Source organism: Pseudomonas ovata, from assembly GCF_003131185.1.
Classification (GTDB): Bacteria; Pseudomonadota; Gammaproteobacteria; order Pseudomonadales; family Pseudomonadaceae; genus Aquipseudomonas; species Aquipseudomonas ovata.
The window spans coordinates 35158-55884 of record NZ_QFFU01000015.1 but is presented as its reverse complement, the minus strand read 5'-3'; the positions used below and the strand labels follow the sequence as shown (position 1 = coordinate 55884).

Below are 20727 nucleotides of genomic sequence, written 5' to 3'. Positions count from 1 at the left end.
GCACTGGCGGGCGCGCTGCTAAGCTCAGTCAATCTCCGCCAATCGGGCTGTTCGGGAGGTTGTATGGTTCGTTCGATGCTGTATGCCACAGACCTGGGTCTGTATGCGCCCTATGTGACGCAGCATGCCCTGGCACTGGCGCGAACCTTCAATGCCGGGTTGTATGTCATTCATGTGGTCGAGCCGCTGGGCGTATTCGCCGAATCGGTGCTGCAAAGCTACCTGGGCGAGACCGCGGTGCGTGAGTTGCACAGCCAGGGTGTGAGTACCTTCATGGAAGGCATAGAGCAACGGATGCTCGATGGATTCCGTGAGGAACTGGGAGAAGGGCATCAGGACCTGGCCTTGATCCGCATGGTGCGCGTCGTTCAGGGTGATCCCTGCAAGGTGATACTTGAACAGGCGCATGAACTGGCCGTCGATTTGCTGGTGCTGGGCAGTCACAGTCGCATGGTTGGCAAGGGTGCACCTGTCGGACGCACCGCTGCCCGGGTTCTGCAGCACTGTGCGGTTCCGGTTTACATGGTGCCCATGATGCAGAGCAGGGAGCGAGATCAGTAGGAGAAGAAGTCAAAATGGAGCGTGCCATTATCGTGTAAAGATGATAAAAAGTTCTAGCTTTCTTCTTCTTACCATTGATACGGTTATATACCGTCGCTGATGCCCGACTACCTGGCTGAAAAGTCGACGAACGCCACTACGTTTCGGCGCCCGGTCTCGGGTCAATCTGCCTTGAGGGATTTCTATGAAGCTTCAACAATTGCGCTACATCTGGGAAGTGGCGCACCACGACCTCAACGTTTCCGCGACGGCGCAGAGCCTGTACACCTCCCAGCCGGGTATCAGCAAGCAGATCCGCCTGCTTGAGGACGAACTGGGCGTCGAAGTCTTTGCCCGCAGCGGCAAGCACCTGACCCGCGTTACCCCGGCCGGCGAGCGCATCATTACCACCGCCGGTGAAATCCTGCGCAAGGTCGAGAGCATCAAGCAGATTGCCCAGGAATTCTCCAACGAGAAGAAGGGCACCCTGTCGATTGCCACCACGCATACCCAGGCGCGTTATGCCTTGCCGCCGATCATCAGCAGCTTCATCAAGCAGTACCCGGATGTGGCCTTGCACATGCACCAGGGCTCGCCGATGCAGATCGCCGAAATGGCCTCCGATGGCACCGTCGACTTTGCCATCGCCACCGAGGCGCTGGAGCAGTTCGGCGACCTGATCATGATGCCGTGCTATCGCTGGAACCGTTGTGTGGTGGTGCCGCAAGGCCACCCGCTGACCAAGGTGCCCAAGCTGACCCTGGAGCTGCTGGCCGAATACCCGATCGTGACATACGTATTCGGCTTTACCGGACGCTCCAAGCTCGACGAAGCCTTCAGTCATCGGGGCCTGGTGCCCAAGGTGGTGTTCACCGCCGCCGACGCCGACGTGATCAAGACCTACGTGCGCTTGAACCTGGGCGTCGGCATCGTCGCTCACATGGCGGTCGACGATGAGCTGGACAACGACCTAGTGGCCCTCGATGCCAGCCATCTGTTCGAGTCGAGCGTGACCAAGATCGCCTTCCGCCGCGGGACTTTCCTGCGCGGCTTCATGTGCGACTTCATCGAAAAATTCGCCCCGCACCTGACCCGCGAGGTGATGGCCAAGGCGATTCACTGCCATAACAAGCAGGAACTCGAAGACCTGTTCGCGGACGTTGAACTGCCGGTGCATTGATCGCACTGCACGACGCTGCAGGACCGGCCGGTCCTGCGCTGTCGGTTTACCCCTTGGCAATCAGATTACCGGCGTGCAGGCCACATTCCTTCTGGGTGGCTTCTTCCCACCACCAGCGGCCTTCGCGCTCGTGCTGGTTGGGCAGGACGGGGCGGGTGCAGGGCTCGCAGCCAATGCTGATGAAGCCACGCTCGTGCAGGCTGTTGTAGGGCAGTTCCAGCATGCGGATATACCCCCAGACTTCCTCGCTGGTCATCTGCGCCAGCGGGTTGAACTTGTACAGCGTGCGCTGGGGTGTCGAGAAGGCGCTGTCGATTTCCAGCGCGGCCACCTGGCTGCGGGTGCCGGGGCTCTGGTCGCGGCGCTGGCCGGTGGCCCAGGCCTTCACGGTGCTGAGCTTGCGCCGCAGCGGCTCGATTTTGCGGATGCCGCAGCATTCGCCATGGCCGTCCTTGTAGAAGCTGAACAGGCCCTTTTCCTTGACGAAGGGCTCAAGCCTTGTGTGGTCCGGCGAGACCAGTTCGATGGCGATGCCATAGGTCTCGCGCACCTGGTCGATGAAGCGGTAGGTTTCCGGGTGCAGGCGGCCGGTGTCGAGGCTGAACACCTTGACGTTCTTGTTGATCTTCCAGGCCATGTCCACCAGCACCACGTCTTCGGCGCCGCTGAAGGAGATCCACAGGTCGTCGCCAAAATGGCTGAACGCCAGCTTGAGAATGTCCTGGGGTGACTTGTTTGCATACGTGGCCGCCAATTCGGCTACGTCGAAAGGTTGGCTCATCAGGTGTGTTCCTAAATACAGAAGGTGGCGCTTAAGCGCTCGTGGTGGCGATCATGGTAACAAAATCCGTCTGCCTGTGAGCGCATCGTCCCGGCTTGCGCAACAGCGACCACAGCCCCTACAGTGCCGCTTCTTTTCGCCTGTTCAAGGAGTGTGCTGTGGAAATTGCCTGTCTCGACCTGGAAGGTGTACTGGTTCCGGAAATCTGGATTGCCTTTGCCGAAAAAACCGGCATCGAGTCTCTGCGTGCCACCACCCGGGATATTCCCGACTACGACGTGCTGATGAAGCAGCGCCTGCGCATTCTTGACGAGCACGGCCTGAAGCTGGGCGACATCCAAGAAGTGATCGGCACCCTCACGCCACTGGACGGCGCCATCGAGTTTGTCGACTGGCTGCGCGAGCGTTTCCAGGTGGTGATCCTGTCCGATACCTTCTATGAGTTCTCCCAGCCGTTGATGCGTCAACTGGGCTTTCCGACCCTGCTGTGCCACCGCCTGATCACCGACGAAAGCGATCGGGTCATCAGCTATCAACTGCGCCAGAAGGACCCCAAGCGCCAATCGGTACTGGCCTTCAAGAGCCTGTACTACCGGGTGATCGCCGCTGGCGACTCGTACAACGACACCACCATGCTGGGCGAAGCCGACGCCGGGATTCTGTTTCATGCCCCCGAGAACGTGATTCGCGAATTCCCGCAGTTTCCGGCGGTGCACACCTTCGAAGCGCTGAAAAAGCAATTCATCAAGGCTTCGAATCGCACGCTGAGCCTGTAACAGCGCTGCAGCCGGCCTGGCCCTGCGCACGACATAACGCCTGTAGCGACCAGCAGTCGCGAATGTGCTCAGAGCAAGGTTCGCAAAGGCCGGGTCAAAGTGCCTCCAGCGTTTTCAGCAGCACGCCCACCTTGGCAAAGCACTCCTGGTACTCGGCCGCGCAGTCGGAGTCGGCGACAATGCCGCCTCCGGCCCAGCACGACACGGTTCCATCCTTGACCAGCAGGCTGCGGATGGCGATGGAGCTGTCCATCTCGCCGCGCACGTCGATGTACAGCAACGAGCCGCAATAGATCGAGCGCCGGTACGGTTCCAGTTCGTCGATGATCTGCATGGCGCGGATCTTCGGCGCGCCGGTGATCGAGCCGCCGGGGAAGCTGCCGCCGATCAGGTCCAGCACATCGCGCCCCGGTGCCAGTTCGCCGGTGATGCTGCTGACCAGGTGGTGCACGTTGGGGTAGCTTTCCAGGGCGAACAGTTCGGGCACCTTGACCGAACCGATGCGGCAATTGCGGCCCATGTCGTTGCGCAGCAGGTCGACGATCATCAGGTTTTCGGCACGGTCCTTGGGGCTGTCTAGCAGTTCCCGAGCCAGATGGGCATCTTCAGCAGCATCCTGGCCGCGCGGCCGTGTGCCCTTGATCGGGCGGGTCTCGACCTGCTGGTCGCTGACCCTGACAAAGCGCTCCGGCGACAGGCTTACAATCGCCTCATCATTGCCCAGTGCCAGATAACCGGCGAAGGGGGTAGGGCACGCGCCACGCAAGGCGGTGTAGGCCGTCCACGGGTTGCCGCTGCAAGGTGCCTGGAAACGCTGGGTCAGGTTGACCTGATAGCAGTCGCCGGCCTGGATATAGGCTTGCACACGATCAAAGGCGTTGTGGTACTGCCCTGCATCGATGCTGGCGCCAAAGGCTGCCTGAAGCCTGAAGGGGCCTGCATCAGGGTGCCAGTCTGCTTCGAACAGGTGCTGCAAGCGCAGGCGCTCAAGCTCGGGCAGCGACGGGTGAAACACCAGTTGGCTGGTGCGTTCCTGATGGTCGCTGACCAGTGCCCAGGCATACAGGCCCAGCTGCGCCTCGGGCAATGACAGGTCGTCGCGTGCCAGCGCCGGCAATGGCTCCAGGCACCGGCCAAAATCATAACTCAGGTAGCCGATCAGGCCGCCGGCAAAGGGCAGGGCTACGCCCTCGGGCAACCGGGCCTCGCCCAGCAAACCCAGGCTGTCGCGCAAGCGTTGCAGGAACTGGTTGCCACTTTCATGGGTGTGAGCAGACAACTGTGCCACCGGCCAGGCGCTGAGCAGGTCATAGCGGCCGCGCTCGGCGGCTGGCCGCCCGCTGTCGAGCAGCACCGCGCCGGGTGCCTGGGCAATACGCCCGAAATACGTGGCGGGGTCAGGTAAGTATGGCAAGGCATGCAGCGTGCAGGTTGGCATCGTCGACTACAGTGGCTACGAAATGACCGCCGATTGTAGTCAGCAATGCCCGTACAGGACAGCCCTGCTCACGGCTCTGTTGCCATGACGAAACGGCAACAGACCCCAAGGCTGCCCCTGAGGCCTGGTGAAACTCGCGCCCGCCTGGGCCTGGTGACCTCAAGGGTTTTCAGGTGTTGGAGACAGCTCCATCCTTACGCAGCTCAGTTTGCCTTCTACTTGTTCATCGCCGTGTTTGCTGAACAGCCTTACTCCGCCTGGATCCAGAATTGTACCCACTTCCTGTCCATGTGCCGTTTTAAGGCTGTAGGGGTGCTGCATGGTCGTAGGATTCCTGATGGTTTTTACATTGAAATCAAAGTTTCCTTCGTCCACATCGCAGTCTGGGTCGTCAAAGAATGATACGTGCGACGCCGAAGGTACATTTTCCAGTTTGAAAAAATAGGCATTGTCATTTGTACAATTGTGGTCGCCATCTTGAAAGTCGACTCTTTCGGTTTTGAAGTTAAACCTGCAATTCTCCTTGAATTCGCCATTGTCTTGTTGTTTGTCGTAAATGATCACTTGCCCAACGGGTGTCTCACGGGATACAGGGCGGGTTGCTTCACCCGATTCTGCGCCGTAAACCGGCGATTTACAGCCGCCGAGCACCAGGCTCGCCACAATTGCCGCGAGCGCTGTCTTGTACAGGCGTGCGCTGAGTTTCATCATGATTCCTCCTTGAATCGTGGGCTCGCCGACTCTTTCGTCAAGCGGGTTTACTGTATTGCCAGCAGGGCTGTCTTCAGCGTGTGTTTGACCATTTTCCGGTCTGTGCGCTTTCAGGCAACTAGCGATATTGCCAGTAGCAAGATCGCTACGCCTGCTTGAAGATCAGCAGATTTGGGCGGGGAGCCAGGTCGCACCGGGCCTGGCAGGGGGTCATGCGGTATGGGGGTGGCCAAACAACTGCTGAACGAAGCGCACACGCTCGGCAGACGTTTGCTGATGGCCGTCGCGGGCCAGCGTTTCCAGGTGCGCCTCCACCGCCTGGGTGCGCAACGTCAGGCCGCAGTCGTTGGCGATCTGGATATTCAGGCCGGGGCGGGCGTTGAGTTCCAGGATCAGCGGGCCCTTTTCCTGGTCCAGCACCATGTCCACACCGATGTAGCCCAGGCCGCACAGCTCGTAGCACTCGGCGGCCAGCTTCATGAAGCCGTCCCAGTAGGGCAGTTGTACGCCGTCCACCGCGTTGGCGGTGTCGGGGTGCTTGCTGATGATGCGGTTCAGCCAGGTGCCCTTGAGGGTGATGCCGGTGGCCAGGTCGACGCCCACGCCGATGGCGCCCTGGTGCAGGTTGGCCTTGCCGCCGGACTGGCGGGTCGGCAGGCGCAGCATGGCCATCACCGGGTAGCCCATCAGCACGATGATGCGGATGTCCGGTACGCCCTCGTAGCTGATGCTCTTGAAGATGGTGTCGGGAATCACCCGGTATTCGATCAGCGCCCGGTCGCGGTGGCCGCCCAGCGAATACAGGCCGGTGAGGATGCTGGAAATCTGGTGCTCGATCTCCGAGCGGCTGACCAGCCGCCCGGAAATGCTGCGAAAGTTGTCCTCGAAGCGGTCGGCGATGACCATGATGCCGTCGCCGCCTGCGCCCTGGGCCGGCTTGATGACGAAGTCGTCACGGTCGCCGATGATCGCGTCGAGCTTGTCGATCTCCTTTTCCGTGGAAATCACCCCGTACATCTGCGGCACATGGATGCCGGCAGCAATGGCGCGCTCCTTGGTGATGATCTTGTCATCGACGATCGGGTACAGGCTGCGCTTGTTGTACTTGAGCACGTAGTCGGCATTACGCCGGTTGATGCCCATGATGCCCTTGGCTTCCAGCGCCTTCCAGGTCTTCCACCAGCCGATCATTGGGCGTCTTCCTTGAGGAAGGCGCGAAAGCGCACCAGCTCGGTCAGGCGGTAGCCGCGGTAGCGACCCATGGCCAGCATGAAGCCGACCAGCACCAGCAACACGGCCGGGAAGGTGAAGACGAAATAGGTCAGTTGCGGCACGGTCATGATCAGATAGGCCAGCGAGGCCGCGAACAGCGTGCCGATGGCGACTTTCATGGCGTGGCTGGCGCCGCGCTCTTCCCAGGTGATCGACAGGCGCTCGATGGTCATGGTCAGGATCACCATCGGGAACAGCGATACCGACAGCCCGCGTTCCAGCCCCAGTTTATGGCTGAACAGGCTGATGGCGGCGATCAATACCACCACGAAGGTCAGCACCACCGACAGGCGTGGCAGCATCTGCAGCTTGAGGTGCTCCAGGTAGGAGCGCAGCGACAACCCCAGCGCGGTGATCACGGTAAACAGCAGGATGCCGAAGTCCAGCTGCGTCTCGCGAAAGGCCAGGGCGATCAGCACCGGGGTGAAGGTGCCCAGGGTCTGCAGGCCGATCAGGTTGCGCAGTACCAGGATGACCAGCACGCCGATCGGGATCATGACCATGATCATGAAGCTTTGCTGGGTCTGCAGCGGCAGGCCGTACAGCGAGTAGGACAAAAAGTCGGCGTCGGTGTTTTCGTCGGTCAGCTGCGCCAGGCGGATGGCGTTCATCTCGCTGTTGTTCAGGGTGAAATTGACCGTGGCCTTGCGCCCGCCCTCGACGGTGATCAGCGGTTCGTCGCCGATCCACCACAGCATGCGGTCTTCCGGCAGCCCGGATTCACCGGTTTCAGGGTTGAAATACAGCCATTCCTTGCCATTGAAACTGCGCACCCACAACTCCGGCACCTGCGGCTGGCCGGCTTCGAGCCGAATGGTGTGGACCTTTTCCATCGGCACATGGGCGATCGACAGCAGCAGGTCGGTGACCTGGGCCTTGCGCGCCGCCGAGCTGTCGCCGCCCAGCAGCAGGCGGGCGTTGTCGTCACTGGGGTTGTTGACGCGTTTGATGGCTTCGCTGATGAAGGTCTCGACGTCAGCCGAGTGCTGGCGAATCGGCGCCAGCAAGGCATCGGCGGCGACCTTTTCGGCGCCTTCGACCGGCAGGCTGTCACGAAAGATCGGGCCCTTGGGCTTGGGCTTGTCGGCGCTGTAGCGCTTGGTCAGCACCAGGCGGTAATACAGGGTCTGGTTGCCATTGGCACGGCGGGCCGACCAGGTGACCTTGCGGTTACCGTCGACGCGATTGACGCTGACACCGTAATTGTTGGATATAAAGCTTTCATTGAGGCTGATGTAGTCCTGCGCCAGGGGCGGGACGAACATCTGCACCTTGACCGAATCCTTGGGGCTGGCGACGAATTCCACCTTGGCGTCGATGTTCCACAGGTCATCGGTCTCGTCTTCGGTCATCGGCATGCCGAGTACCAGTACCTGCCAGAGCGTGATTGCCAGGCCCAGGGTCACCAGGATGGCGATCAGTACTTTCAGATGGAGGGTAAGCGCGCGCATGGGATTACTCTGCGTTTTGAGCGATGTTGTCGGAGCAGGCGGGCTTGCCGGCGGCATATTTCAGACTGGGGTCGACCAGCGCGTTGAAGCGCTTGAGCGCGTCGGCGCCAATCAAAAGCGGGTATTGGAAAGCGCTTCGGTCGGTCAAGTTCACTTCCAGGCTGTGTAAATCTTTGCCCAGGCAGACATCCAGACGGATGACCGGACGGGCGCTGTATTGCTGTTCGGGCGTGGCGCCCACGTCATCGGCACGGCGCTTGATTTTGCCGACCCGCACCAGCGGCCGTTCGATGGGGTGCGCATGCGCCTGGTCGATGGCCAGGTAAAAGCGCACCCATTGCTCGTCGCCACGCTGGAAATAGTCAATGTCGCGTGCGCTCAGCGAAGCGGTGCGGGCGCCGGTGTCGAGCTTGGCGGGCAGTTCCAGATCGATCTCGGGCAAGCGGGCGTATTCGTTCAGGCCGTAGACGGATTTCTCGATGGCAAGGCAGGGCAGGGAGAACAGCAGCAGGCACAGCAGGGTAAAACGTTTCATTGAGTTCTGGCGCGATGAGGGCGAATCAGAGGTGCCGCCAACCCTGGGGCTGGCGGGACGGTTCGCAAGTCAGGAAATGAATCGGGAGGGTGAAAAAGGTCGGCATTCTAACATGCTGTCCTGACGAGACCAGCCATGAGGCGGGTAATGAACTGGCTGGTAAGGAATGATGTTAAAAACAAGCCGTATTAGACGATTGTCGACAATAAGGCTTTTTGCTTTGACGGATCTGGCGTGAATGACTAGATTATCGGGTATTCGCTGATCAAGGTGTCGACATTATGCTGGATGCGCTTGAACCTGCCTTGCCTGTCGGGCAAGAAACCGAAACACTTTCCGAGCACGTGTTCCGGCGTATCCAGGCGGCCATCGTCAAGGGCGAGATCGCACCGGGCAGCAAGATTTCCGAGCCGGAACTGGCGCGCACCTACGGCATCAGCCGCGGTCCGCTGCGCGAAGCCATTCACCGCCTGGAAGGCCAGCGGCTGGTGGTGCGCGTTCCGCATGTCGGTGCGCGGGTGGTGTCGATGACTCACCAGCAGATGATCGAGCTGTACCAGATCCGCGAATCGCTTGAAGGACTGGCCTGCCGTCTGGCGGCCGAACGCATGACCGCCGAACAGATCGACGAGCTGCGCCGGGTGCTCGACACCCATGAACGCGACGCGGCGTTCCAGGCCGGCATCGGTTATTACCAGCAGGAGGGCGATTTCGACTTTCATTACCAGATCATCCAGGGCAGCGGTAACCAGACCCTGAGCCAGATGCTCTGCGGCGAGTTGTATCAACTGGTGCGCATGTACCGCATCCAGTTTTCTTCCACGCCCAATCGCCCGCGCCAGGCCTTTGCCGAGCACCACCGTATTCTGGACGCCATCGCCGAGCGCGATGGCGAACTGGCCGAACTCCTGATGCGCCGCCATATCGGCGCCTCCCGACGCAACATCGAGCGCCATTACCAGGCGACTTCCGACCGAGGTGAAGCATGAGTCATCCCCACACAACCCCCGGCCAGCGCCTGCGCGAGGCCGTTGCCAGCGAGCACCCCTTGCAGGTGGTCGGCACCATCAACGCCAACCACGCACTGCTGGCCCAGCGCGCCGGCTTCAAGGCCATCTACCTGTCGGGTGGCGGTGTGGCCGCCGGCTCCCTGGGGCTGCCGGACCTGGGCATTTCCGGGCTGGAGGACGTGCTGGTCGATGTGCGACGCATCACCGACGTCTGCGAGTTGCCGCTGCTGGTGGATGCCGACACCGGCTTTGGTGCCTCGGCCTTCAACGTGGCGCGCACGGTGCGCTCGATGATCAAGGCCGGCGCGGCGGGGATTCATATCGAGGACCAGGTGGGCGCCAAGCGTTGCGGCCACCGGCCCAACAAGGAGATTGTCTCGCAGCAGGAAATGGTCGACCGCATCAAGGCGGCGGTGGATGCGCGCACCGATTCCAGCTTCGTGATCATGGCGCGCACCGACGCGCTGGCGGTCGAAGGCCTGGACGCTGCGCTGGAGCGCGCCGCCGCCTGCATCGAGGCCGGGGCCGACATGGTCTTCCCCGAAGCCATTACCGAGCTGGCCATGTACAAACAGTTCGCCCGCCGGGTCGGCGTGCCGATCCTGGCCAATATCACCGAATTCGGCGCCACGCCGCTGTTCACCGTCGAGCAACTGCGCGAGGCGGATGTGTCGCTGGTGCTCTACCCGCTGTCGGCGTTCCGGGCCATGAACAAGGCGGCGGAAAACGTCTTCACGGCCATTCGCCGCGACGGCACGCAACAGCATGTGATCGATACCATGCAGACGCGCATGGAACTGTACGATGCCATCGATTACCACCGTTTCGAGCAGAGCCTGGATGCGTTGTTTACCCAGAAAAAGGGTTGAGCGCCGTCCGATAACAATTGCCCATCCTCAGACAAAACAGAAAACCGGAGAATGCAATGGCTGAAGCAAAAGTACTGAGTGGCGCCGGCCTGCGTGGCCAGGTGGCCGGCCAGACAGCCCTGTCGACCGTCGGCCAGGCCGGCGCCGGGCTGACCTACCGGGGTTACGACGTGCGTGAACTGGCCGCCGGCGCCAGTTTCGAGGAAGTCGCCTACCTGTTGCTCGATGGCGAACTGCCAAACCAGGCGCAGTTGAGCGACTACCAGCAGCGCCTCAAGGGCCTGCGCGACCTGCCGGCTGCGCTCAAGGAAGTGCTTGAACGCATCCCGGCCAGCACGCATCCGATGGATGTGATGCGCACCGGGGCGTCGATGCTCGGCACGCTGGAGCCCGAAGCCTCGTTCGCGCAGCAGCGCGACGCCACCGACCGCCTGCTGGCGGCCTTTCCGGCGATCATGTGCTACTGGTACCGGTTCAGCCACGACGGCACGCGCATCGAGTGCGTGACTGACGAGGCCGACATCGCCGGGCATTTCCTGCACCTGTTGCTGGATAAAAGCCCCAGCGAGTTGCACCGCAAGGTCATGAATGTTTCGCTGATTTTGTACGCCGAGCACGAATTCAACGCCTCGACCTTCACCGCACGGGTCTGCGCCTCGACGCTGTCGGACCTGTACTCGTGCATCACCGCTGCGATCGGCACCTTGCGCGGGCCGTTGCACGGCGGTGCCAACGAGGCGGCCATGGAGATGATCCAGCGCTTTGCCTCGGCCGAAGAAGCGACCCAGGGCACCCTCGACATGCTGGCGCGCAAGGACAAGATCATGGGCTTTGGCCATGCGATCTATCGCGATTCGGACCCGCGCAACGAGGTGATCAAGGACTGGTCGCGGCAACTGGCCAGCGAGGCCGGTGACACCGTGTTGTTCCCGGTGTCCGAGGCCATCGACAAGGTCATGTGGGAGCAGAAGAAGCTGTTCCCCAATGCCGACTTCTACCATGCCTCGGCGTATCACTTCATGGGCATCCCGACCCAGCTGTTTACGCCCATCTTTGTCTGTTCGCGGCTGACCGGCTGGGCGGCGCATGTGTTCGAGCAGCGTGCCAACAACCGCATCATCCGCCCGAGCGCCGAGTACACCGGTGTCGAGCAGCGCCCGTTCGTCGCCATCGAGCAGCGCTGAACGGCGCGCCCGAACAGGGTGCCCGAACGGGGCAGGGAGGCCAGCCACGAGCCTCTCGCCCCTCCCTTGTTGTCTACCGTGAACCGAGTCTGCGAACCATGAATGTCGACTACCGCAAGAACCTGCCCGGCACTGCGCTGGATTATTTCGATGCCCGCGAGGCGGTCGAAGCCCTGGCGCCCGGTGCCTGGGCGCGGCTGCCTTACACCTCCCGGGTGCTGGCCGAAAACCTGGTCCGTCGCTGCGCACCGGACACGCTGAGCGCATCGCTCGGCCAGTTGATCGAGCGCCGCCGCGACCTGGACTTTCCGTGGTTTCCGGCGCGGGTGGTGTGCCACGACATTCTGGGCCAGACCGCACTGGTCGACCTGGCCGGGCTGCGCGATGCGATTGCCGAGCAGGGCGGGGACCCGGCGCAGGTCAATCCGGTGGTGCCGGTGCAGTTGATCGTCGACCATTCGCTGGCGGTTGAATGCGGCGGTTACGATCCGCAAGCGTTCGAAAAGAACCGCGCCATCGAAGACCGGCGCAACGAAGACCGCTTCCACTTCATCGACTGGACCAAGAAGGCCTTCAGGAATGTCGAGGTGATCCCGCCGGGCAACGGCATCATGCACCAGATCAACCTGGAGAAAATGTCGCCGGTGATCCAGGTGCTTGATGGCGTGGCCTTTCCCGACACCCTGGTTGGCACCGACAGCCACACCCCGCACGTCGATGCGCTGGGCGTGATTGCCATCGGCGTGGGCGGCCTGGAAGCCGAAAACGTGATGCTCGGTCGTGCCTCGTGGATGCGCCTGCCGGACATCATCGGCGTCGAGCTGACCGGCAGCCGCCAGCCCGGCATCACCGCCACCGACGTGGTGCTGGCGCTGACCGAGTTCCTGCGCAGGCAGAAGGTGGTCGGTGCGTGGCTGGAGTTCTTTGGTGCCGGCGCCACCAGCCTGACCCTGGGTGATCGGGCGACCATCTCCAACATGGCGCCGGAATACGGTGCCACGGCAGCGATGTTCTCCATCGACGACCAGACCCTGGAATATTTGCGACTGACCGGTCGTGAAGAGTCCCAGGTGCAACTGGTGGAACACTATGCGAAAACCCTGGGGTTGTGGTCCGACGACCTGGCCGAGGTCCGGTACGAGCGGGTCCTGAGCTTCGATCTGTCCAGTGTGGTGCGCAACATGGCCGGGCCTTCCAACCCGCACGCCCGGGTGGCTACCCGCGACCTGGCGGCCCGGGGCATTGCCGGGCCGTGGCAGGACGTGCCTGGCCAGTTGCCCGATGGCGCGGTGATCATCGCGGCCATCACCAGTTGCACCAACACCAGCAACCCGCGCAACGTCATCGCCGCCGGCCTGCTGGCACGCAATGCCAATCGCCTGGGGCTGACCCGCAAGCCGTGGGTCAAGTCGTCGCTGGCGCCCGGCTCGAAAACCGTCGCGCTTTATCTGGATGAAGCCGGCCTGACGCCTGAGCTCGAAGCGCTGGGCTTTGGCGTGGTGGCCTTTGCCTGCACCACCTGCAATGGCATGTCTGGCGCGCTGGACCCGGTGATCCAGCAGGAAATCATCGACCGTGACCTGTACGCCACCGCCGTGCTGTCGGGCAACCGCAACTTCGACGGGCGCATTCACCCCTATGCCAGGCAGGCCTTTCTGGCCTCGCCGCCGCTGGTGGTGGCCTATGCCATTGCCGGCACCATCCGCTTCGATATCGAGCAGGACGTGCTGGGCGTGGTGGATGGCCGGGAAATCCGGCTCAAGGACCTGTGGCCGTCCGACGAGGAAATCGACGCGGTGGTGCGTGCCTCGGTCAAGCCTGAGCAGTTCCGCCAGGTGTATATCCCGATGTTCGCCATCGAGGCCAATGAAGAACAGGTCGAACCGCTGTATGCGTGGCGGCCGTCCAGTACCTATATTCGCCGCCCGCCTTACTGGGAAGGCGCGCTGGCCGGCGAGCGCACGCTCAGGGGCATGCGCCCGCTGGCGGTGCTGCCGGACAACATCACCACCGATCACTTGTCACCGTCCAATGCCATCCAGGCCAGCAGCGCCGCCGGTGAGTACCTGGCGAAAATGGGCCTGCCCGAAGAAGACTTCAACTCCTATGCCACGCACCGGGGCGATCACCTGACCGCGCAACGGGCCACCTTTGCCAACCCGCAACTGGTCAATGAAATGGCGGTGGTCGACGGCCAGGTCAAGAAGGGCTCGCTGACCCGCCTGGAGCCTGAGGGCCAGGTCACGCGCATGTGGGAAGCCATCGAAACCTATATGCAGCGCAAGCAGCCGCTGATCATCGTCGCTGGCGCCGATTACGGCCAGGGCTCATCCCGCGACTGGGCCGCCAAGGGCGTGCGCCTGGCCGGGGTCGAGGCCATTGTCGCCGAAGGTTTCGAGCGTATTCACCGCACCAACCTGGTGGGCATGGGCGTCTTGCCGCTGGAGTTCAAGCCGGGCACCACGCGCCTGACGCTGGGCATCGACGGCACGGAAGTGTTCGACGTAACCGGTGAGCGCACCCCCGGCGCGACCCTGAACCTGGTGATCCACCGCCGTAATGGCGAGCGTCTCGACGTGCCGGTGACCTGCCGCCTGGACACCGGTGAAGAAATCTCGATCTATGAGGCCGGTGGCGTGTTGCAGCGTTTCGCCCAGGATTTCCTGGCGGGCGCAGCGGTTTGACGGCCGATCCCATTTGCAAGGAACCGATCCATGACCTACCCAGCGCAACTCAGAATTCCCGCCACCTACATGCGCGGTGGCACCAGCAAAGGCGTGTTTTTCAATCTTGCTGACCTGCCCGACGCCGCCCAGGTGCCGGGGCCGGCCCGCGATGCTTTATTGCTGCGGGTCATTGGCAGCCCCGACCCTTATGAAAAGCAGATCGACGGCATGGGCGGGGCAACGTCCAGCACCAGCAAGACGGTGATTCTGTCGCGCAGCGCGCGTGAGGGCTTCGATGTCGATTACCTGTTCGGCCAGGTGGCCATCGACAAGCCCTTTGTCGACTGGAGCGGCAATTGCGGCAACCTGTCGGCTGCGGTCGGCGCCTTTGCCATTACCAGTGGTCTGGTGGCGGCCGAGCGTATTCCCCATGAAGGCGTGGCGGTGGTGCGTATCTGGCAGGCCAATATCGGCAAGGCGATCATCGCCCATGTGCCGATCACGGCCGGGCAGGTGCAGGAAACCGGCGATTTCGAGCTGGATGGCGTGACCTTTCCGGCCGCCGAAGTGCGCCTGGAGTTTCTTGAGCCTGCGGCCGACGAGGAGGGTGCAGGCGGCTCGATGTTTCCCACCGGTCACCTGGTCGATGAACTGCAGGTGCCAGGCCTGGGCGCGCTCAAGGCCACGCTGATCAATGCCGGCATTCCCACGGTGTTTATCGAGGCCGCAGACCTGGGCTACAGCGGTCGCGAATTGCAGGGCGACATCAATGGCGACCCCAAGGCCCTGGCGCTGCTGGAGCGTATCCGCGCCGAAGGGGCGCTGCGCATGGGACTGATCAAGACTCTGGATGAAGCCGCCCTGCGCCAGCACACGCCCAAGGTCGCCTTCGTGGCGGCACCTGCCGATTATGTAGCGTCCAGTGGCAAGCCGGTGCAGGCCAGTGATATCGACCTGCTGGTGCGGGCGGTGTCCATGGGCAAGCTGCACCACGCCATGATGGGCACCGCCGCCGTGGCCATTGGCACCGCCGCCGCGATTCCCGGCACCCTGGTCAACCAGGCGGCCGGCGGCGGCACGCGCAGCAGCGTGCGTTTCGGGCACCCGTCCGGCACCTTGCGCGTGGGCGCCGAAGCGCAGCAGGTGGACGGCCAGTGGCAGGTCACCAAGGCCATCATGAGCCGCAGTGCCCGGGTGCTGATGGAGGGCTGGGTGCGGGTTCCGCAATGAAGGGGGCGGGGCTGCCGAAAGCTTCTTTCCGGTAGCCGGTGGCCATCGCCCGCCTTGGCACGCTGAATCGGTTGGGTTACCTTGCTGCCCTTTGAGCGGCGCCTGTCAAGCCGGCCCTGTGCTTGAGCGTTCGCCATAGCGCCTTAAACAAGGAAGACTTCATGGACGAACCGACGCGCCTGCATCCGGCTGGCCCTGTGCTTACCGGTATTGAACTGGAGCAACTGCTCGACCGGCTGGTTGAAGGGCTGCAGGCTGACGATGCCGACCCTGATGCGGTGCGGGCGGTGTTGCGCGAGCAACCCATGCGGGCCGACTCGCTGAACGCCATCGGGCGTTTGCATTCGCTCTGGATGAGGGTGGGCGATCCCCCTGCGGCCAGGGCCGTGCTCAAGCATGACGGTGCCACGCTGCTGGCTGCCTTGCCTGAGCGCCGGCGTCCGGAGGTGCACCTCAATCTGCTGCTCATGCGCGTGCGCGTGGCCTGGTTCCTCAATGAGGTGCCGGCCATGCTTGAGGCCCTGGAGGCGCTGCGGGCCCTGGTCCATGAGCCGGTCGAATATGACCTGGAGCGCTATAGGGACGAGCGTACACTTGCCGACCTGGAGAATGGCTGCCTTGAAGTGGCGCTCAAGTCGATTGAAGTGCGTCACGCCATGGCCTGTGCCGACCCTGAACGCTCGGCGCTCCGGGCCCGTGACGAGGCTGAGCGCTACAAGCGCGAGGCCGGCATTTTCGAGCGCCACGGTCATCCTCAGCAGGCGTGTGAGGCCGCCCTGCACGCGGTGGCGGCCCTGGCCAAGGCCGGTGACGATCAGCGCGTCGAGCTTGATGACTGGTACTGGCTGGGCCATGCGCTGATCGAAATCATGCCGGCGCACGTGGCGCAGTTCGAGCCGCCTATCATCCGGCTGACCGAGGGGTTGTCCTTGCCCCTGCGCCGCGAAGCGCAGGTGCGTATCGCTCGCCTGGCGGCGCGGGCCCTGTATGCCCAGGGCAATCTTGCCCAGGCGCTGGAGACCTGCAAGAAGGCGGCCTTCAGCCTGGATGCCGTGGGCGGCGACAGCTTTCTGGGCTGGCACCTGCCCTGGCTGATCGAGGCCGGACAGCTGGAGGCCGCCGGGCGAAGGGCCTTGCGGCAAGTCTATGAACTGGAACACCAGCTGTGGCCGGGTGTGCCGGGTATTATCGCGCAGCGTTTGCAGGACCCTGACGATCAGCAGGTCTGGTGGCCGCTGTGTGTGCTGCTGGCCAGTTCCAGTGCGCCGGTGCTGGACGCTTTTGTGGTCGCGCTGCCGGCGCGTGCTTCGTTTGTCGCGCCCCTGCACCCTTTGCTTGAGGCCCTGTATCAATATGCTGACGACCGCGCAGCACCCGGGCTGGTCTTTGCCCGGGCCCGGGCCTGGGTGCAGCAGCTGGCGCCTGGGCATCCCTGGCTCATTCGCCTGACGGCAGTGCATGACGCGGCGGCGGGGCTGATCGACCCTGCCATCGAGGTGGCCCTGCTGGAGCAGGCCATCGCCCAGAGCGCGCTGGATGACGCCCGCAGTGCCGTGAGTCTGTTCGAGGCGCGGGTCAAGGCCCAGGGGCTGATCGAAGCCCTGCAGTATCCGCTGGCGCCGCTGGCCAGCGGCATGGACGCTTATAACTATGCGGCGTCGATCAATCCCTTGGTAGAGGCGCAGGCCGAGGCCTTGAGCACTGAGGATCACGACCTGGCCTATCGCCTGCTGCGTGATGTGCAACGAACAGCATTCGAGCAAGGCCGCAAGGCCATGGAGCATTACTTTGCGACCGGGACCGGGCACGCCTTCGATGCCTGTGCGCACCTGTACTCGATGCTGTGCAATAACCTGGCGATCAATTATTGCCACTACAACGAGCAGGGCCGCTATCAGGAAGCGATCGAGCTGCACCACCTGGGCCTCGCCGCCAGCGTCCTTGCCGAGCATTACCATGGCCTGCTGACCAACCAGATCAGGCTGGCGCATGAGCCGGAACTCGTCGAGGCTGCCGAACAGCTCTGGTACTACGCCGAGCGTCATGGCTACAGCCGTCACTATCCTGATCGGTACATCATCGATGTGGCATTTGCCCTCAAGTCGCTCGGGCGCAGCAATGAAATCCTGATCTGGCTTGAACGCCTGTTCGCCTGGCAGCAGGAACAGGGCATCACTGACCAGGAACTGGATAATAAATCCTTGTATGCGCGCCTTGAAGTCGCCCGTTGCCTGTCCGATACCCACCCGGACAATGCCCTGGCCCTGTGGTCGCGTTATGCGCCACTGGTGCATGCCTCGGGCAGGGGCAACCTGCATTACAGTGCGGCCGGGATGTTCGGCGGGCTGGATCGCATTGACGACGCCATTGACTATTACCAGCGTGCCATCGCTTTGTTCAATCCCGAAGGTGAGCACTATGAACGGGACGTCGCACGGGTCCAGGCCCGGATAGCCGGGCTCACGGCGGTCGATGAAGATGAAGATGAACCGGAGCCGGAGCCGGAGCCGGCCGTGAAAAAATGGTGGCAGGTATGGAAGTAGACACGCCGGCGCGCCGGCCTGTGTATGCCGCGCGCAATGCCCTCAATGCCGGCCAGCTCAGGGACGATATCGTCCGGCGCAGCCTGGCCCGGGGTGACGAAGAGCCGGTTCGTGCCTGGCTGCGCAATCATTTCTACCGTCATCTGGTGGGCAACTTCGAACCGGCCCGGCAACTGCTGACCCTGGACGATGCCCGCACGGTGCTGGGCGCCGAGCCGTTGCCAGCCTGGTTGCTGCAGCGCTTTGACGAGACCGGTCAAGGCGATGACCAAGGCGCTGCGCCGCTGGTCTGGATCGACCCCGGACAGCCCCGTGTATTGGCGCTCGAGGCCCGGTTGGTGGAGTTTCTGTCCTCACGCCAGGGCACCGCATTGCAAGGCAAGCTTGAACGCATCAACTGCCCGCAAGCCTTGCAGCTGTGGGAGCAGGAACACGCCAGAATACAACTTCGCCTTGGCCAGGGATGGCGCCAGAGCCAGTCTGCGGCGCTGCGCCCGGCTGTGTCCTGTGCCAGCCACACCCTGTTCGAATTGCGCCCGGACAGTGCCCTGTTGCGGGCCGAAATGGCCTTTGAAAGCTATGTGATGCGCCACTGCCTGGGACAGTTTGCCAATCACCAGCGCCTGTCGGGCGGCTACGGCCAGCATTATGCCGAAGGGGTCGAGCACGGCCGGTTGCGGGTGTTCAGCCTGCGTGACGCCCAGGGCCAGCCGCACATCACCATCAGCCTGATCGTGCGCAAGGACGGCGCGCTGACGGTCGACCAGGTCAAGGGCAAGCAGAATCGTCCGCCGATCGCCCGCTATTATCAGGATCTGGTGCAGTGTCTCGATGCTCTGGGCACTGACGATCATTCGCCTGACGATTGCATCGCCATCGGTATCGTGCGCACGCCGTCGGGCTGGCGCCTGCTTGAAGCCGTCAGCGATGCGGCCGACCAGGCCCGCCTGGTGGCGCGTTACCCGCAACTGTTCAGGCGTTTGCAGGCGCCCAAGCCCATGGTGCAGTGGCTGGTGGCGGGCAGGCAGCCGGAGCTGATCGCCCAGGGCCGGGGCCAGGTCGGTTCGGTCAGCTACGCCACGCGTCATCTGTCGGCCAAGGGTGCGAGCGATGGCCACTACAGCACCGAGGGCATTGCCTGGGTCGGGATGAGTCATGAGCTGGCGGCGCAGATCAAGGCCGGGCAGGGGCGTGATTCATGAACATCCTGCTGATCTGCATCGTGGTTGTCGTGTGCGGGTACTGCCTGCGGCGCAAGCGCCCGATACCGTTGCCAAGCCCGATTCTGTTCAGTCCGCGTCGCCATCGGGCCTTGAAACTGGCTGAGCCCATATTGGTCGCGACCTCGATCAGCGGTTTCTTTGAGGCCGATGTCGGCGCTCTGACCGATGAAGGCCGGGCTTATCTCAGGGCACCCCTGTTGCACCAGATCGGTTTGCGCAACGATGCCAGTGATGAGCAGGCCCGTGAGCATTTTGAAACGATGCTTGAAAGGCAGTGGTATCGCCTGGATCTGGACAAGCTCAACGCCACCGATGACCCGCGTGCCGCGATGGGGTTTGCCTGTGTGCGCGTCGCTTTCCTGGTGCGTTGTGCCTTGTTACAGGGCTGGGTCGAGCGCGAGCCGGCCTGGCGGGTGCTGTTGCTCAATGCCCAGCGCGCCCAGGAGTGCTTCGACAGTTGGGAGGATTTTGGTCAGGCCTATCTGGTCGGACGCCAGCAATGGGTGGCCGCCTTCAGGGCTGACGGCCTGGGCGGCCGCTTCGATCAGGCCGACCTGGACAGCTTGCTCGAACCGCCATCGGGCGGCTGGGCCGAGCTGCCATGGAACGCGTTGCCGGCACTCGACCCGGTTGCCCCGTAATGACGGGGCGGTGGGCGGTGGTCAGAGCGCTGGACGTTGCAACCGGAACCACGCTTGCACCGAGGGACGCTGGCATTGACGCGTGGCGTAGTCGACCAGACCCTGCGGCACCGGATCGCCGTTGAGAATCAGGCGGTTGAGCATCAGCGCCAGGTCGACATCGGCAATCGACCACTGCCCGCACACATGCTCGCGACCGTCCTGCAGCAGGTGTTGCGCGGCGGCGATCAGCGTGTCGGCAGCCAGTTGGCCATCGACCGACAAGGGCGCCTCGACTTTCTGGCCATAGAACACCACCAGCGTTGAGCGTTCGGCGCGGATCGCCAGCAGGTCGCTGCGCAGCCAGGCCTGCACCTGGCGGGCGCGGGCGCGTTGTTTCGGGTCTTGCGGGTACACCCGAACGTCGGGAAAAGCCTCGTCCAGGTACTCGGTAATGGCCGAGGATTCCGACAGCGCAAAGTCCCCATGGACCAGGGTCGGCACACGGCGGGTCAGTGACAGGGCTGCATAGTCTTCATGACGGTGCTCGGCCTGCTGCAGGTTGACCGGGAGCAGATCGAAGTCGAGGCCTTTTTCGCGCAGCACCACGAACGCCGACAGGGCATAGGGGCTGGTAAAACGGTCATCGACGTACAGGCGCAGCGGGGCGTTGCTCATGGGTGATCTCCTTATGCTGG

At 62.9% G+C, this 20727-nt stretch carries 18 protein-coding genes; 11 read left to right on the top strand and 7 right to left on the bottom strand.

The genetic code is table 11. The features are described from left to right. Nucleotides 1-63: 63 nt before the first annotated feature. Both DGA31_RS19010 and cysB read left to right on the top strand, forming a co-directional pair. Nucleotides 64-561: a universal stress protein gene (locus DGA31_RS19010; RefSeq protein ID WP_056837390.1), complete on the top strand. Its 498-nt coding sequence runs from the start codon at nt 64-66 to the stop codon at nt 559-561. Between the two features lie 184 nt (nt 562-745). Continuing rightward, nucleotides 746-1720: an HTH-type transcriptional regulator CysB gene (cysB, locus tag DGA31_RS19005; protein WP_056837392.1), complete on the top strand. Its 975-nt coding sequence runs from the start codon at nt 746-748 to the stop codon at nt 1718-1720. A gap of 46 nt (nt 1721-1766) precedes the next feature. Here the strand turns inward: cysB and DGA31_RS19000 are convergent, their stop codons facing one another. Then, nucleotides 1767-2501, bottom strand: coding sequence for a phosphoadenylyl-sulfate reductase (locus tag DGA31_RS19000; protein WP_109513596.1), 735 nt, complete (start codon nt 2499-2501; stop codon nt 1767-1769). Nucleotides 2502-2659: 158 nt separating this feature from the next. Between DGA31_RS19000 and thrH the strand changes: the two genes are divergently transcribed. Next, nucleotides 2660-3277: a bifunctional phosphoserine phosphatase/homoserine phosphotransferase ThrH gene (gene thrH, locus DGA31_RS18995; RefSeq protein ID WP_109513595.1), complete on the top strand. Its 618-nt coding sequence runs from the start codon at nt 2660-2662 to the stop codon at nt 3275-3277. A gap of 94 nt (nt 3278-3371) precedes the next feature. Here thrH and pabB read toward each other — a convergent pair whose 3' ends face one another. From pabB to rloA, 5 genes are all read right to left on the bottom strand, one after another. Then, nucleotides 3372-4715 (bottom strand): aminodeoxychorismate synthase component I, encoded by a 1344-nt coding sequence (gene pabB / locus DGA31_RS18990; RefSeq protein WP_109513594.1) that lies wholly within the window; start codon nt 4713-4715, stop codon nt 3372-3374. Between the two features lie 159 nt (nt 4716-4874). Beyond that, nucleotides 4875-5426, bottom strand: a complete 552-nt coding sequence (locus DGA31_RS18985; RefSeq protein WP_109513593.1) for a hypothetical protein — start codon at nt 5424-5426, stop codon at nt 4875-4877. Nucleotides 5427-5636: 210 nt separating this feature from the next. Continuing rightward, complete coding sequence (locus tag DGA31_RS18980; RefSeq protein ID WP_161959208.1) at nt 5637-6614, bottom strand: alpha-L-glutamate ligase-like protein; 978 nt, start codon at nt 6612-6614, stop codon at nt 5637-5639. Next, complete coding sequence (gene rloB / locus DGA31_RS18975; protein ID WP_056837406.1) at nt 6614-8149, bottom strand: osmotic stress tolerance membrane protein RloB; 1536 nt, start codon at nt 8147-8149, stop codon at nt 6614-6616. Before rloB ends, DGA31_RS18980 begins: the two co-directional genes overlap by 1 nt. 4 nt (nt 8150-8153) lie before the next feature. Continuing rightward, nucleotides 8154-8684 (bottom strand): retropepsin-like aspartic peptidase RloA, encoded by a 531-nt coding sequence (rloA, locus tag DGA31_RS18970; protein WP_056837408.1) that lies wholly within the window; start codon nt 8682-8684, stop codon nt 8154-8156. A 281-nt stretch (nt 8685-8965) separates the two neighbouring features. Here rloA and DGA31_RS18965 point away from each other — a divergent pair, with 281 nt between their 5' ends. The 8 genes from DGA31_RS18965 (at nt 8966) to DGA31_RS18930 (ending at nt 20050) form a co-directional block, all read left to right on the top strand. Further along, nucleotides 8966-9673 (top strand): GntR family transcriptional regulator, encoded by a 708-nt coding sequence (locus tag DGA31_RS18965; protein WP_056837410.1) that lies wholly within the window; start codon nt 8966-8968, stop codon nt 9671-9673. Beyond that, on the top strand, nt 9670-10563 hold the full coding sequence (prpB, locus tag DGA31_RS18960) for a methylisocitrate lyase (RefSeq protein WP_056837411.1): 894 nt from the start codon (nt 9670-9672) through the stop codon (nt 10561-10563). The genes DGA31_RS18965 and prpB overlap by 4 nt, the downstream gene beginning before the upstream one ends. A 56-nt stretch (nt 10564-10619) precedes the next feature. Further along, complete coding sequence (gene prpC, locus DGA31_RS18955; protein WP_109513592.1) at nt 10620-11747, top strand: bifunctional 2-methylcitrate synthase/citrate synthase; 1128 nt, start codon at nt 10620-10622, stop codon at nt 11745-11747. Nucleotides 11748-11845: 98 nt separating this feature from the next. Next, complete coding sequence (acnD, locus tag DGA31_RS18950; RefSeq protein WP_109513591.1) at nt 11846-14431, top strand: Fe/S-dependent 2-methylisocitrate dehydratase AcnD; 2586 nt, start codon at nt 11846-11848, stop codon at nt 14429-14431. A gap of 30 nt (nt 14432-14461) precedes the next feature. Next, complete coding sequence (prpF, locus tag DGA31_RS18945) at nt 14462-15643, top strand: 2-methylaconitate cis-trans isomerase PrpF (RefSeq protein WP_109513590.1); 1182 nt, start codon at nt 14462-14464, stop codon at nt 15641-15643. 161 nt (nt 15644-15804) lie between these two features. Further along, the gene (locus tag DGA31_RS18940) at nt 15805-18186 is read left to right on the top strand and encodes a hypothetical protein (protein ID WP_109513589.1); all 2382 of its coding nucleotides are present in this window, start codon (nt 15805-15807) and stop codon (nt 18184-18186) included. Continuing rightward, entirely contained in the window at nt 18177-19388 is a 1212-nt protein-coding gene (locus DGA31_RS18935) for a hypothetical protein (RefSeq protein ID WP_109513588.1), read from the top strand. The genes DGA31_RS18940 and DGA31_RS18935 overlap by 10 nt, the downstream gene beginning before the upstream one ends. Next, entirely contained in the window at nt 19385-20050 is a 666-nt protein-coding gene (locus DGA31_RS18930) for a DUF1266 domain-containing protein (protein WP_109513587.1), read from the top strand. The genes DGA31_RS18935 and DGA31_RS18930 overlap by 4 nt, the downstream gene beginning before the upstream one ends. Before the next feature lie 21 nt (nt 20051-20071). Here the strand turns inward: DGA31_RS18930 and yfcF are convergent, their stop codons facing one another. After that, the gene (gene yfcF, locus DGA31_RS18925; protein ID WP_109513586.1) at nt 20072-20707 is read right to left on the bottom strand and encodes a glutathione transferase; all 636 of its coding nucleotides are present in this window, start codon (nt 20705-20707) and stop codon (nt 20072-20074) included. Nucleotides 20708-20727: the final 20 nt, after the last annotated feature.